Annotated in this window: 12 protein-coding genes, 1 tRNA gene and 1 pseudogene; 2 read left to right on the top strand and 12 right to left on the bottom strand. The window is 67.7% G+C overall.

Translation table 11 applies throughout. The annotated features are described in order from the left end of the window. Window positions 1-316 precede the first annotated feature (316 nt). The 3 genes from L1857_RS08415 to L1857_RS08405 form a co-directional block, all read right to left on the bottom strand. Complete coding sequence (locus L1857_RS08415) at window positions 317-1,177, bottom strand: IS3 family transposase (protein ID WP_249467338.1); 861 nt, start codon at window positions 1,175-1,177, stop codon at window positions 317-319. 17 nt (window positions 1,178-1,194) lie between these two features. Beyond that, a complete protein-coding gene (locus L1857_RS08410) occupies window positions 1,195-1,476 on the bottom strand; it encodes a transposase (RefSeq protein WP_249464791.1) in 282 nt (93 codons plus the stop codon). A gap of 113 nt (window positions 1,477-1,589) precedes the next feature. Continuing rightward, on the bottom strand, window positions 1,590-2,483 hold the full coding sequence (locus tag L1857_RS08405; RefSeq protein WP_116113589.1) for a LysR family transcriptional regulator: 894 nt from the start codon (window positions 2,481-2,483) through the stop codon (window positions 1,590-1,592). A 142-nt stretch (window positions 2,484-2,625) separates the two neighbouring features. Between L1857_RS08405 and L1857_RS08400 the strand changes: the two genes are divergently transcribed. Beyond that, window positions 2,626-3,111: an ester cyclase gene (locus tag L1857_RS08400; protein ID WP_116113592.1), complete on the top strand. Its 486-nt coding sequence runs from the start codon at window positions 2,626-2,628 to the stop codon at window positions 3,109-3,111. Between the two features lie 266 nt (window positions 3,112-3,377). On the opposite strand, the gene L1857_RS08395 is transcribed toward L1857_RS08400, so the two are convergent. From L1857_RS08395 to L1857_RS08360, 8 genes and pseudogenes are all read right to left on the bottom strand, one after another. Beyond that, a complete protein-coding gene (locus tag L1857_RS08395; RefSeq protein ID WP_205413371.1) occupies window positions 3,378-3,725 on the bottom strand; it encodes an FAD-linked oxidase C-terminal domain-containing protein in 348 nt (115 codons plus the stop codon). A gap of 650 nt (window positions 3,726-4,375) precedes the next feature. Next, on the bottom strand, window positions 4,376-4,768 hold the full coding sequence (locus tag L1857_RS08390) for a hypothetical protein (protein WP_162831206.1): 393 nt from the start codon (window positions 4,766-4,768) through the stop codon (window positions 4,376-4,378). A gap of 13 nt (window positions 4,769-4,781) precedes the next feature. After that, window positions 4,782-5,096 (bottom strand): annotated as a pseudogene (locus tag L1857_RS08385) (RHS repeat-associated core domain-containing protein); the annotation flags it as partial. A 984-nt stretch (window positions 5,097-6,080) separates the two neighbouring features. Continuing rightward, on the bottom strand, window positions 6,081-6,668 hold the full coding sequence (locus tag L1857_RS08380; RefSeq protein WP_116113595.1) for a hypothetical protein: 588 nt from the start codon (window positions 6,666-6,668) through the stop codon (window positions 6,081-6,083). A gap of 101 nt (window positions 6,669-6,769) precedes the next feature. Next, the gene (locus L1857_RS08375) at window positions 6,770-7,819 is read right to left on the bottom strand and encodes a NucA/NucB deoxyribonuclease domain-containing protein (RefSeq protein WP_162831207.1); all 1,050 of its coding nucleotides are present in this window, start codon (window positions 7,817-7,819) and stop codon (window positions 6,770-6,772) included. 530 nt (window positions 7,820-8,349) lie between these two features. Next, window positions 8,350-8,422: transfer RNA gene (locus tag L1857_RS08370), tRNA-Ala, on the bottom strand. Between the two features lie 104 nt (window positions 8,423-8,526). Then, window positions 8,527-9,306 carry a DsbA family protein gene (locus L1857_RS08365; protein WP_094006688.1) on the bottom strand — a complete coding sequence of 260 codons (780 nt, stop codon included), beginning with the start codon at window positions 9,304-9,306 and terminating at the stop codon, window positions 8,527-8,529. 5 nt (window positions 9,307-9,311) lie between these two features. Next, window positions 9,312-9,818 (bottom strand): MauE/DoxX family redox-associated membrane protein, encoded by a 507-nt coding sequence (locus L1857_RS08360; RefSeq protein ID WP_094006689.1) that lies wholly within the window; start codon window positions 9,816-9,818, stop codon window positions 9,312-9,314. Window positions 9,819-9,937: 119 nt separating this feature from the next. Between L1857_RS08360 and hrpB the strand changes: the two genes are divergently transcribed. Next, window positions 9,938-12,301 carry an ATP-dependent helicase HrpB gene (hrpB, locus tag L1857_RS08355; RefSeq protein ID WP_249464785.1) on the top strand — a complete coding sequence of 788 codons (2,364 nt, stop codon included), beginning with the start codon at window positions 9,938-9,940 and terminating at the stop codon, window positions 12,299-12,301. Window positions 12,302-12,738: 437 nt separating this feature from the next. On the opposite strand, the gene L1857_RS08350 is transcribed toward hrpB, so the two are convergent. Continuing rightward, entirely contained in the window at window positions 12,739-13,518 is a 780-nt protein-coding gene (locus L1857_RS08350) for an ion transporter (protein WP_116113602.1), read from the bottom strand. Between the last annotated feature and the right edge of the window lie 66 nt (window positions 13,519-13,584).

Raw genomic sequence — 13,584 nt, 5'->3', positions numbered from 1 at the left:
TCATGAGCGCGCTCCCACCCGCCCAGCTCACAACGCTGGAGGACGAGGTCGGAGGGCACGACGAGGTGGGCGAGCAAGGGGTCGTCTTCCGCTGCCGCCGTCCGCCGCGCGCCTGGCACGCAGCGACCAGTTGCTCGATACGAACCGACCGGGCACGGCCATCCCCCTCGTTCGGTTGGCGAACCGTCGGTGCCCAGCTGCGGAGCAACCACGCTTGGGGAACGCATCTCGGGTTTGTCTCGACCAGGAACCTCCCTCGTCACACCTCTCCGCTGATGTGCTCCGAGAATCTCGGACGCGGCTCAAGCGGAGCGTATCACGCAACCTGCTGATTGGTGAACCATTCGTCGAGCACTTCGATCGGTGGTCGATATCCCAGCGCTGAATGTAGTCGGCGTGTGTTGTAGAAGCCTTCGATGAAGCGGATGATCTCGCGGCGAGCCTCCTTCTTGGTCGCGAAATGCCGGTGGTGCATCCACTCCGTCTTCAACTTCCCGAAGAACGACTCGGCCATAGCGTTATCAAAACAGATCCCGGTGCGGCCCATTGATTGCCGAACATTCTCTTCTCGTAGTAGTCGCCCAAAACTGTAGGAGGTATATTGGCTACCGCGGTCGGAGTGGAAGATCGATCCAGCGGGCAGTCGGATACGGTGCGCTGCCATCGTCATCGCCGTGCACACCAGTTCTGCATCGTAATGCTCATCCACAGACCATCCGAGGATGCTTTTCGAGTAGCAGTCGATCACTGTTGCCAGGAAGAGTGCGCCTTCACCGGTGTTGAGCTGCGTGATATCGCCGACCAGTTTCTCCCCAGGTGCCGACGCGGTGAAGTTCCGTCTGACCAGGTCAGGGATCGGGCCGGCAACCCGGTCGGCGACGGTCAGCCCGCGCCGGGGCTTGACCTGCACGGGAAACAGTCGCGCCTGGCGCATGAGCCGCCGCACCAGCTCGTCGTCGACCTGCACGCCGCCGCGCACCAGCTCGGCATGCACGCGCCGATAGCCGTAGGTGCGCTTCGAGGCGGCGAACACCACGCGAATCTGCTCGATCAACAATCCCCGGCGCTGTTCCTGCGCCGAGACCGCGCGACGCTCCCAGTCGTAGAAGCCCGAGCGTGACACACCCATCAGCCGACACATCAGGGCCACATCGAAATGCGCCTTCTCCGCTGCAATACACGCGTAGCGCTGGGCTACCGTTGTTCTTTCGCGAAGAAGGCTGCCGCTTTTTTCAGGAACGCGTTCTCCTGCTCCAGTTCGCGGATACGCCGCTCCAGCTCGCCCACCTGACCCCGCGTCGCGGTCGGCGACTCTTCAGCTCTCTTCTTTTTCTCGGCCGTCACCCAGTTATGCACCGTCTGCGCGACCAAATCAAAATCGCGCGCCGCTTCGGTATAGCTCAGCCCGCCCTCGAGTACCGCGTTGACGACCTCAGCCTTCAATTCCGGCGAGTACTTTCTCGGTCTCCTTGCCATGAAACACTCCTCCGGGCTCCTCCGCCAGTCTACTTGGAAGACGTGTCCGGAGACCTCGGAGCACATCACCGCTGAGGTGCGCCACTCCCTTCCCGGGACAGGTTGACAACGGCTCAGTGAGGTGGTTCCTTCAGGGCCCGTACGACGGCTTCATGGGCTTCTGTCGCGTCATTTCGGGTGACCGCCATGATGCCCCGTCCGAGCCAGTTCGGATCGTCCACGCGTACCAGGGTGATGTTCTCCGGGACGACCGGGGCGAGGATGTCCGGAACGACGCAGATCCCGAGATCGGCGGCGACGAGTCCGAAGCGGCTGTGCCACGTCTTCGCACGGAAGGCGATGTGCGGATCCGTGAGGGTGGGCCAGGCTCCGAACTGGGGCTCGTCACGTGCGCCCTTGCCCACGATCCAGGGCAGATGGGCCAGTTCACGCACTGGCACGGCGCCTTCGACCGCGGCGAGGGTGTGCCCGGACGGCACGGCCACCATCAGTTCGCCACCCGGCAACGGGGCGATGTGCAATCCCTCCAGGGCCGGCTGGGGCAGGCCGGGCCCGGAGGCCACCACCGCGACGTCCAGCCGCTTGCTGATGACCTGGAGCACCAGCTGCGGGGAGGAGGCCTCCGTAAGCGTGAACGACAGCCGAGGCTGCTGCTTCAGTGCTCTGGCCAGTGCGAAGGGGAGCAGGGCGGCGTTCGCGGCTGGGAAGGCCCCCACGCGGACCCGCACCTCAGGGCCGTGAGTCAGTTCGTCGAGCCGTTCACTCAGCCGGTCAAGGCCGGCAAGAGTCTCAGCGGCGAACCGGGCGACCAGCTCTCCCGCCGCCGTCGTCCGGACGCCCCGCGCACCGCGCACGAAAAGCGGCTGACCCGCGGCCTTCTCGGCAGCCGCCACCTGCCGGGAAATGGCGGGCTGAGAATAACCGAGGGCGCGCGCCGCACCGCTGAGAGAACCGTGAGCGGCCACCGCGCGAACGACATTGAGAGCGCTGAGACTGAGTTCGGGCACAGCACCACTTTAGCCGCCCAGCCATGCGCGGCTGTTATGGGAGCAGACCGATCATTGCATGCCCTGGATACCCACGAACGGCGCGTTCACGGTGTAGCGTCGGATTCAGCGACAACGCCGCTGCTCGTGAAAGGAAATCCCGATGAACGAATTCATTTCTCCTGACGACACGCGTTACGACGAGCGGGCGCGTGCCCTGGTGCGGATCGGCCGCGAAGCGATCGCCGTGGCCGACGATGAAAAGCTGGACGCGTACTTCGCCGACGACTTCGTTTTTCACGGGCCTGATGGCGATCTGACGTACCCGGAGCTCCGTTCCTTCTTCGAGGCCATGCGTGCCGCGTTCGAAGGATTCGCGTGCGAGCGGCGCACCATCGTCAGCCAGGGTCAGTACATCGGTTGTCACACCTCGATGTCGGGCCGTTTCACCGCGCCTTTCACGGCGTCCCCGATCGGCACGATTCCGCCGAACGGGCAGCCGATGCGACTCGAACTCATCAACATCTTCCGCTACCACGAGGACGGCAAGCTGGCCGAGGAGTGGGTGCAGTACGACAACCTCGGCTTCCTGCGTCAGCTCGGGGTCGACCTGACTCAAGCCCCTGCGCGGCCGAGCGTCTCGGCTTGAGACCCGTCTCGCTGTCCGTTCACGGCGCGTCTGAGGGCGCCGAGAAGGTCTTGTGCTGGTTGCGGCGCCGGAGTCGACCTGCTGGAGGTCTCGCCCGATATCGGTGCCCGGACAACTCACGCGCCTGCGCAGGTTGAACCCGGGGAACCGGTTCACGGGCCGCGCCGAGGGCGCCACCGGCCGTCCGCTGAACGGCACTGTGCTGACCCGCCCGAGGTGATTGATCTGCATCCAGATCCGCGCGTCACCAGCATGCACGGTGTCGGTCAAAGCACGGAACTCGCCCAACGCGCGGTCATCGTCGAGGACGACATTGCGCGGCTCGACCAGCCCATCATGCGCCCCGTTCCATGCCCGGCTTTGAGTGAGCCGCCTCGTCCGAGGACGAGGCCGACCATGTCGTCGGCGAACCGCGGGAAGCGGTCGAGCGGCGCGGCGTCGCCGAGGCGCTCAGTGAGCATGAAGTGGATGTTTCCGTCTTTCACGTGGCCGAAGATGACGCTGTCGCGGTAGTCGTGCCGATCGAACAGGATATTCAGTGCCTCACAGGTCGGCAGGATTTCGGGGACCGGCACGACGATGTCCTTGAGCAGAGCGGTCGTCCCGGCGGCCACGCTTCGGCCACCATCGCGTAGAGGCCGTTGCGTACGTGCCAGTGCGCCGCGCGCTGTGCGGGGTCGGCGGACAGTGCCGTCGGCACGACCGTGGGGATCGCGGCGAGCGTGCCGACGGCCGCGACCGACGAGGCCGCCGGCTTCGTCGGCGGTGTCCGCTCGACGGCGAAGGCTTTGGGTGTCGCGTCGGCGGCGTGTTGTCCGACGCGCAGTGACGTCGCGGCGAGCAGTTCGATTGTGGCCGGGATGGGTCCCCACGAGGTCGTTGTATCCCCCGCGGCCTCGCCTCGACGGAGAGCCTGATCGTGGAGAGCGTCGAGCGGTACGGGCTGCTCTCCAGCGCGTCCCGCATGGACTCGGCGGAGACGTCGCGCCAGCTTTACCCTCGGCACCTACGCTCATAGACACATATGGTGAGGGCAGATTCCTTGACAAAGAGACTTGCCAACGGCTCCCTCTTTCGAGGTATTTATGATAATAAATGAGTGGGTTTTCCGCAAGTCACAGAGCGTTCAATGCTGCACTTGATACGCCTTTCTACAGATTGTCGACTGATCGTTGCTTGCTGACGACCGCCATCAGTTCGGGTCAACTTCCTCCCTCCTGACGAATTATTGACGAATGCCAAGAGGCAGGTTGAGCCCTTTGCGTCACCGGGCGTCGCGCGTCAAAGGCCGTAACGACAGACCTATGACCACTACTGCGGCCAGCAGCAGTAGAACGTGCACAATAGTCGCGGTCGAACTACTCAATTCGGCGGCAGTGGTGACCCAATCACCAGCGCTCCAGCCGCACCATGCCGCCAACGCAGCGATTGCCCCCACCAAAACTGATTTGCCTCGTGCAAGTTTGCGCCTTTCGCTCAGATTAGCAATACCAATGATTAGCAAAGACAGCGCAAGGACGAGGGCTGAGACAATCAGTGCCACACCCCCATCAGCTACTGTTGCCAAGATCGCCAAAAGCGCCAGGAAGGCCGCCTCGACGAGGAGGAGGCTGGCCACCCCCGTCCGCCGAGACTGGCCAGCCTTCCCATCGTTCATTCTGCTAGTCACCTCATTCGGTCATCAGAATCAGCATTTGTTCACGGCGTCGGTCGCGCCGATCACGATTCCGGCGAGACCTCCACCTGTGGCACCAAGTCCCACAGCTCCGCCAGCGATAGCAGTCGCGATCGTGCCTCCGACAACGCCCTTGGCGAAACTGCTGCGAAACACACAGAACCGTCGTCCACCAGCTCGCACCGGTCGGGTCGACGTTTCGAACTGGATTGCCCGCCGCGTAGGCGTATCGGTTGGGTTCCTGGTTGGTGGGGTCGGGTTGGGTGAAGCGAGCCCAGGTGGGGTTGTAGTAGCGGTAGCCGGTGAGGTAGGCGCCGCCGCGCCTGTCCTACGACCGGCTCGGCAACCTCACGCTTTGCGCCTGGTCGAGCAGGACGGCCACGAGCACACCGGTTGGTGAGTGACACGTGCGTGGGTGCACCAAGATCGCAGTCGGGGACGGAGAAGATCCATTCGGGCGCCACGTTGGCGGCAGCGACGTTGGTCCGTGGCCCTCTACCTCGTCGAGCCGTTTCTTCACGCCGTCGAGCAGCCCGCCGACAGCATGGTCGAAGAACTCGTCGAAGTTGTACCGGGTTCTTCTGAGTCCTTGCGCCGGGCCTGTACTTCCTCTTGCAGCGTCGCCAAGCCAGCACGTTCGGGTCCGGCGGTGCCCCCAAGCTGTCGGAGATCCGCGCCTTCACCGCACTCGCCTTGCGCTGGTCATCCTGGAACGAGATGAGTAGGTACGCCTGGCAAACAAGCAGACGGCACACCAGCGCTACCTCGTCCTGTCCCAGCCCGGCGCTAAGGAGCGTCCTCATTGCACGGTCTACGGTGGGCCCACACGCCTCGGCTCCGGGTCCGTTGAGTGCGACTCGCCTCGCCACCCCGGCGTACTGAACGAACACCGCGCGCAGATTCGTACTTCCCGATGTCGACCGCGTCCCGATCAGCCACGTGGCGGTAGACCACCGCGGGATGCACTTCGAGCTCTCCGCGAGCTCCCGAATCATGTACGGGTTCAACATACCGTCGGCACCCATGCGGACCCGCCACGACGCTGCTGCTTCACCAGCGCACAGGCTCACCCACTGTGAACGTGTCGCTGGTCCAGTTGGAACGCCGCGTGGACGCGGCCATCGACGAGTTTTCGGATCTCTTGGAAAGTACCGCTGTGTCTCGGTTCGATCTGCACCCTGCGCGCAACGACGGACTCGCACTCCAGCCTGCAACTCGTTCTGACCGGCGCCTCGTTGAGCTCACTCAATCAGCATCATGGGCCAAGTTGTCGAAGGGCCCGGTTGAGCATCTCCTAGCGCTCGTCCTGGTTGCGCTGATCGCCAGCTGCAGTTTCGGCGCTTGGGGCGGCCGACCGAGCATTCTGGTTCAGGCGGAGCCCGTAACCACATGCTGACGTCGCCTTGATGATCAGTGGCGGAGCTGGCGGCTGCGGCCAGACCACGAGGTGGAAGCTCTCCCCCGAGTCGTCGACTGCCTGGTCGAAATGGCGGTCTCGGCCGCTGGCGTGGATGCGCACCCGGTAGGAGCCCGGTCCGGCCGCGCTGAGGACGGGCAGCTCTATCCGGGTTTCGCCCGGGCGGTACTCCAGCTGATCGACCCGCAGCTCCCCGTTCGGGATTTCCAGGCTGATTTCCGCGACATCGTCCCACTCCGCGAGGGCGGTCCACTGCTGAGGCGTTTCAAGGGCCGGGCGGGCTTCGGCGGCGTCCACGCTGACCGTGACGTAGCCGCGGTCGACTCCGGCATAGAGCAGGGCAGCTGACTGCATGACCCCAGCCACGCCAGTCGAGTAGTCCATCGCCTCAAAGGGCGTTTCAGCGTCGGCGTCGCCGAGCACGAAGGAGTGATCTTGGACGTACACGCTCGCGGTGTCGCTCATGCGGCAGCTCCCCAGTGTCCCGTCGCCGTGGTTTCAGATGTCGCCGCGGGAGCGCGCGGCTCCCGCGGCGACATGGTACTCAGCTTGATGGTTCTGGCAGGCTAGGTTCCGACACCAACGCGGTAGGGGTCTGCTTCAAGGACCCGGTTGTCGTAATAGAAGCCGACCATGATGCCGCCCTGGGCATTGTTCTCAGTCGCGGTGATCATGCAGGCGCTCGCCCCGGTCGGCCCGGTCACACCCGTGGGAGCGTTGATGTTGCAATTGTCAAAAGTGCGCCGGGTGCCGCCCGAGGCTAGCCCCTCGTACGTGCTGGCGAGCGGGTACTCATCGCAGCTGAGACCTGCGATGCTCGGGGCGTCGCCGCACGCCAGGTTCCGGTTCGTGCTGGTCCGGGTTGGGTCCGACGTGCGGTGGAGCGGTGCAGCGAAGCTTGCCCCGGGCAGTCCCGATGCCTGTGCCCTCGATACGTGCGATGCGAGGCTCGGGTAGCTGCTCTGGCTGTAGAGCACCTGCGCCGGGAACCACCAGACGACGCAGCCGACGCGAGCCGGTCGGGCACCGTTCGCGCCGGTGGCGTTGTCGCAACGTACCTCCTCCAGCGAGGAAGTCGTCGTTACAGGGTTGTAGCCGGGTGTGGTGAATACGAGGTTCCACGTGGTGGTGCAGTTGCCGATCGCGCCAACAGCAGTCGCAGTGGTTGTCGCGCCGGCGTAGCCCTCTCGCAGAACGCCGTTGGTCGGTGACAGCGACTGGATCGGAAAGGTGTTCGGCCCCTGCGTCGTGCATTGATTGGTGGCGGTCATCGAGCCTGACACGCTGGCGGTAGCCGCGTCACCCCATCCTGACATTGGGGCCACGCCGATCTGGTGCTGCCACGACGGCAAGTCAGGTGACGAGAACTCGTAGTCGTAGACGTTCATCATGAGCTCGCCGGTCTTGGTCGTGACACCGTTGACCGTGCGCGTGGTGGTCAGTCGCAGTCCGTAGAGGTTGCACGCTTCCGTCCGCGATGCGGAGACCGGGATGTTATTCCCGCTGTCGTTGCACCAGATCGGGAATGGGAGCGCGTCAAGCGTTGAAAGATCACTAGCAGGTTTGACGGCTTCAACGGGAGTGACGCATTCGCCACCGTGGTCAACTTCGGTCACCCGCGGCCCCGCGCTGACGAGGGCAGCAGCGTTGCTTCCCCGCCCTCACCCGGGATCGACGACGCGAGCACCAGGCGTGAGGCCCAGAATTTCGTGGTTCACCGGCCAGCCCGTCCCGGCTGTCGCCGGCTAGGAGAAGCGCGGCACACCATGGGCTCGCGGCCACCTCTACTCTCGAGACCGCTTCTGGGAGCCGGGGCGGCGCAGCCCGACTCTCCCGCGTCATTCGCTGGGTCACCGGTTGGGCCACACATGTGGCTCGATGAGCGCTGTGCTTGGCACGGCTCGCGCAGCGAACCATGTGTAGCCGGATCACCGCCAGCTGGAAAACTCGGGAAGACCACCCGTATGGCTGACGGTCTGAGACCAGTTCACGTGACCCCATTTGCCGCCGAGCCAGCCGCTGCCCCAGATTTGCCCCAGTTACTGAACGGTAACTGAAGCTGGATCCACGATGGACGAATGTTCGGCGAAGCGAAAAAAATCGCCCGACCTGCACTAATGTTCAGGTCGGGCGATCTTGACGACTGTGGAGCTAAGGGGACTCGAACCCCTGACCCCCACACTGCCAGTGTGGTGCGCTACCAGCTGCGCCATAGCCCCGGAGCGAAGTTGAACTCCGCATCTCGTCTGCGACTACTTTACATGACACCGGTATGGCCGTTGCGCGGGGGGTCGGTCCTGCGGGACCGACCCCCCGCCAGGGGTCATCCGGCCTGGTTGACCAGGTTCGTCAGCCAGCCGTCCTGCGTCCAGTTGATCACCTGGCCGTTGTGCACGACCGTGGGCGTGCCCTGGAAGTTCGGGTCGTTCGAGACCTGGGTCAGGGCGTCGTCGAGCTGCTGGTTGTACGTGCCGGCGTTCACGCACGTCGCGAACTCGGGCGCGGTGATGCCCAGGTCCTGGCCCAGTTTGATCAGCTGGGCCTTGTCGTAGCCGCGCTTGCCCTCCTCGGGCTGCGAGGCGAACAGGCTGTCGTGGTACGGGGTGAACTTGCCCTGGTCCGCCGCGCACAGGGAGGCGTTCGCCGAGTCCAGTGAGTAGCCCGGCGGGTCGGACTGCTTGGTCAGCAGCGGGATCATGTGGTAGGTGACCTGCACGTTCCCGGCCTGGATCTGCTCCTCGATCTGCTTGCCGTACCGCTGCTGGAGCTGCGCGCAGTATGGGCACAGGAAGTCGGCCCAGATGTCGAGCTTCACCTTGGCGTCGGCGTTGCCCGAGACCACCGTGACGCCCCGCCGCTCGTCCGCGGTGTCCAGCGCGGCCGACGCGGTCTGGGGCGTGATGGTCGTGCCCTCGGTCTCGTTCTTCGACGCGTTGGTCCAGATCACACCGCCGATGACCACGGCGGCGAGCACCACCACGGCGACCACCGACACGATCGTCTTCCGGCTGGGGCCGCCACCGCCGCGGGCCTGGGTCACCGCCCGGGCCCCAGCGCTCTGCTGCTGGCGGCGCTTGCGCGCGGACCGTTCCGCTCCACCCACGTTCTTCAGATCCTCTCTTTTTCCATCTCGACCTGCGGCGCCCCGCCGCGGAGCCAGCCGTCCAGCGCGACGCGGGTCGCCGGGCGCACGATCAGCCAGCAGGCCAGGACCAGGAAACCCACGTCGCGGGCGATTTCCTGGGGGTACCGGGTCTGTCCCGCCGCCACCTCGCCACCGCCGCCGAAGCAGCCGCAGTCGATGGTCAGCCCCCGCGCCCAGGACTGGGCCACCCCGGCGATGAACACCACCAGCAGCACGGCCGAGACGATGGCCACCCAGCGCGTCGCGAGCCCGAGCAGCAGGAACGCGCCCAGGACCAGCTCCAGCAGCGGCAACGCGGTCGCGACCGGGTGCAGCAGCGCGTCCGGCAGGACGTCGTAGGCCTTGACGGCCAGGTACGTCTGCCCGGAGTCGCTGATCTTGACGATCCCGGAGACCAGCCACACCGCGGCCAGGCCGAGCCGCACGAGGGTGCCGACGGCGTCGAGCACGGAGGGGGACGGGCGGAACACGGCCCCAGGCTATCGGCCCGCCCTGAGAAACCTGTGAGTTCCGGGGCCCGCGCGCGAATGCCATACGTCCGGGTGACCAGGGACTCAGCCATCACCCACCGTCTACGGTTGCGGTCGCCATGAACCTGCCCGATCTCCCCGTCCGCGCGGTCCTCGGCGAGCTCGCCGCCGCCCTGGACGACCACGGCACCGCGGTGCTCGTCGCACCGCCCGGAACCGGCAAGACGACGCTCGTCCCGCTGGACCTGATGGCCCGCTCGGACGGCCGTGTCGTGGTGGCCGAGCCGCGCCGTCTCGCCGCGCGGGCCGCGGCCGCCCGCATGGCCGCGTTGCTGGGCGAACCGGTGGGCGAGACGGTCGGCTACTCGGTACGCGGCGACCGGAAGGTGTCCAAGCGCACGCGCGTCGAGGTGGTCACCTCGGGCCTGCTGGTCCGGCGCGTCCAGAACGACCCCGAACTGCCCGGTGTCGCCACCGTGCTGCTCGACGAGTGCCACGAGCGGCACCTCGACGCCGACCTGCTGCTCGCCCTCCTGCTGGACGTGCGCGGCGGGCTGCGCGAGGACCTGCGGCTGCTCGCGACGTCGGCCACCGTCGCCTCCGGGCGGCTGGCGGAGCTGCTCGGCGGGGCGCCGGTGGTCACCGCGCGGGCCCGCACGTACCCGGTCGAGACGACCTACTTCCCGCCCGCCCGCGGCGAACGGATCGAGGCGTGCGTGGCCCGGGCGGTGCGCAGGGCGGTCGCCGACGGCGACGGTGACGTCCTGGCGTTCCTGCCCGGCGCGGGCGAGATCGCCCGGGTGGCCGGCATGCTCGACCTGCCGGGCGTGGAGGTCCTGCCGCTGCACGGCCGGCTCGCACCCGGCAAGCAGGACGCGGCGCTGCGCCCCGGTGACCGTCGTCGTGTAGTGCTGGCGACCGCGGTGGCCGAGTCGAGCCTGACCGTGCCGGGGGTGCGGGCGGTCGTCGACTCCGGGCAGGCGCGGGTGCCGCGGGTGGACCACCGCCGTGGGTTGCCCGGCCTGGCGACCGTCCGGGTGTCGGCCGCGGTCGCTGAGCAGCGGGCCGGCCGGGCCGGGCGCGAGGCGCCCGGCCGCGCGTACCGCTGCTGGCCGCAGCACGAGCAGGCGGCTCTGCCGGCCTACCCCGAGCCGGAGATCCGCACCGCCGAGCTGGCCCGGCTCGCGCTGGAGCTGGCCTGCTGGTCGACACCGGACGGCGCGGGCCTGTCCTGGTGGGATCCGCCACCGGACGGTCCGCTCGCCGCCGGCCAGGACCTGCTCCGCACGCTCGGCGCTCTGGACGGGAACACGGTCACCGAACGCGGCCGTCGCATGGCCGAGCTCGGCCTGCACCCGCGTCTCGCCCGTGCGCTGCTCGACGGGGCCGCCGAGGTCGGCGCCCGTGCCGCCGCCGAGGTGGTGGCGCTGATGGACGCCGGCGGCACGCTGACCGATGTCGAGGCTGAGCTGCGCCGTCTCCGCGACGACCGCGGGTCCCGCTGGCACGCCGAGGTGCGCCGCTTGGAGCGGCTGGTGCCCGGCGGCCCGGACGCACCCGATCCGGCGCTGGTGGTCGCGCTCGCCCACCCGGAACGACTGGCCCGGCGGCGGGGGGCGGATTCGCCGGTCTATCTGATGGCCGGTGGCACCGCCGCCGAGCTGCCCGCCGGTAGTGGCCTCGGTGACGCCGAGTGGCTCGCGGTCGCTGAGGCGACGCGCGACCCCGGCCGCGCCCACGGGGTCATCCGGCTCGCCGCGCGCGCGGACGAGGAGCTGGCCGTCCGGGCCGCGCCGAACCTGGTGACCGAACAGGACGACGTGTCCTGGAACGGCGACGTGGTGGCACGGCGGGTGCGACGGCTGGGGGCGATCGTCCTGCGCGACCGGCCACTGCGCGACCCGGACCCCGCGCTCGTGCGTGCGGCCCTGCTCACCGGGCTCCGGGGCGGGGACGTCCTGACCTGGCCTCCGGAGGCCGAGCGCTTGCGGGCGCGGATCTCCTTCCTGCACGACGCCCTCGGCGCCCCGTGGCCCGCCGTGGACGACGCCGCTCTGTTGTCCAGAGTGGACGAGTGGCTGGAGCCCGAGCTGTCCCGGGCCCGCCGCCGGGCAGATCTCGCCCGGATCGACACCGCGTCCGCCCTGCGCCGTCTGCTGCCCTGGCCCGAGGCCGGCCGTCTGGATGAGCTCGCGCCGGATCGGATCGAGGTGCCCTCCGGGTCCCGGTTCCGGGTCGACTACTCGACCGGCCGGCCGGTGCTCGCGGTGAAGCTGCAGCTCGCGTTCGGGTGGCGGGAAACGCCGACGGTCGCCGACGGACGAGTGCCGGTCGTGCTGCACCTGCTCTCCCCCGCCGGCCGCCCGGCCGCGATCACCAGCGACCTGGAGTCGTTCTGGGAGAACGGATACCCGGCCGTCCGGGCCGAGCTGCGAGGGCGCTATCCCAAGCACGCCTGGCCCGCGGATCCTCGAGAACCGTAGGGTGGCACGGCACCGCCCGCCCCTCGGGCGCCGCGGAACCGCGGGACGACCCCACCGTCGGCACGGACGCCTCACCGATTCGAGGCAAGCCAAGCAGCGGAAGGCAGGCACGATCCGCGGCCCGGCGCGCCGCAGAACCGCGCCAAGCCCCCGCCCGAGGCGGGCAAACCCCGCCACGCCGAGGCGGGGCCGGCAGCGGGAGGCAGGCGTGAATCCCAGCCCGGCACGCCGCAGAACCGCGCCAAGCCTCCGCCCGAGGCGCGCAAACCCCGCCACGCCGAAGCAGGTCCAGCAGCGGAAGGCAAGCACGACCCCTGGCCCGGCACGCCGCAGGACCGCGCCAAGCCTCCGTCCAAGGCGACAGAACCCCGCCAAGCCGACGCGGGGCCGGCAGCGGGAGCCGGGCGTGAATCCCAGCCCGCCCGGCTCGCGGTGCCTCAGGCGCCGTAAGACCGCTCCGGCCGGGCCGGCAGGTCGCGTTCCAGCTCGTCGTTCTCGTCCTCGTGCAGGCCGAGCACGACCGCCTGGCGGATCTGCTCCCGGTTCTCCCGCACGACGTGGGCGAAGAACGCCTCCGTCCGCGGGTCGATCAGCACCTCGAGCATGACGCGCATCGTCGTGTCCACAAGGGACCTCAGGATCTCGTCGTGGAACGGGAGCCGGGACAGCCGGCCGGCCTGCGGGTCGTCCTTGATCTTCTCGGTGATGATGGCGCGCAGCGTCTCCCGGTTCTCGCCGAGTGAGCGGGCCAGGTTCTCCGGGTAGTTGCCGGTCTCGATGACCTTGACCACCTCGTCGAGCACCGCGATCGTGATCGGTTTCTTGATGGCCAGCACGATCGGCCGGGACATGCGCTCGACCAGCCGCTGGGTGAACAGCTCGCCGAACGCGCGATCGGCGGTGCGGGCCAGCCGCACGATCACGATGACGATCCTCAGCAGGCGGAAACTGCGCAGCGCGGGGTGCGCGATCGGGATCATGCCGAGGATCTCGTACCAGTTGCGCAGCGGAAAGCGCTTGTCCCACCCGGTGCGCGACCACCGCCACAGGAACTCGATCAGGAACACCCCGCAGATCGAGGTGTCGATGACGAAGATGCGGTGCGCGGTCTCGGGTGAGTGCGGGAAGAACGTCACGTAGACGACCAGGCCGACCGAGACGACGGCCAGCGCCAGCATGGCCACGTCGAGCGGGCTCACCCTGCGCCGAGAAATCATGGGCCGCATTCTGCCCTGCCGAAAGTGCAGTCGGGCGGACGCCCTTCGGCCGATGCGTCCCGGCGT

It is taken from the genome of Amycolatopsis thermalba, assembly GCF_023376025.1.
GTDB lineage: Bacteria > Actinomycetota > Actinomycetes > Mycobacteriales > Pseudonocardiaceae > Amycolatopsis_E > Amycolatopsis_E thermalba.
This window is presented reverse-complemented; position numbering and strand designations above follow the sequence as displayed.

What these genes read in the sequence shown, in the direction of transcription:
- L1857_RS08350 (WP_116113602.1), bottom strand. Translation starts at nt 13,518, where the DNA reads ATGATTTCTCGGCGCAGGGTGAGCCCGCTCGACGTGGCCATGCTGGCG.
- hrpB (WP_249464785.1), top strand. Translation starts at nt 9,938, where the DNA reads ATGAACCTGCCCGATCTCCCCGTCCGCGCGGTCCTCGGCGAGCTCGCC.
- L1857_RS08380 (WP_116113595.1), bottom strand. Translation starts at nt 6,668, where the DNA reads ATGAGCGACACCGCGAGCGTGTACGTCCAAGATCACTCCTTCGTGCTC.
- L1857_RS08410 (WP_249464791.1), bottom strand. Translation starts at nt 1,476, where the DNA reads ATGGCAAGGAGACCGAGAAAGTACTCGCCGGAATTGAAGGCTGAGGTC.
- L1857_RS08400 (WP_116113592.1), top strand. Translation starts at nt 2,626, where the DNA reads ATGAACGAATTCATTTCTCCTGACGACACGCGTTACGACGAGCGGGCG.
- L1857_RS08390 (WP_162831206.1), bottom strand. Translation starts at nt 4,768, where the DNA reads ATGAACGATGGGAAGGCTGGCCAGTCTCGGCGGACGGGGGTGGCCAGC.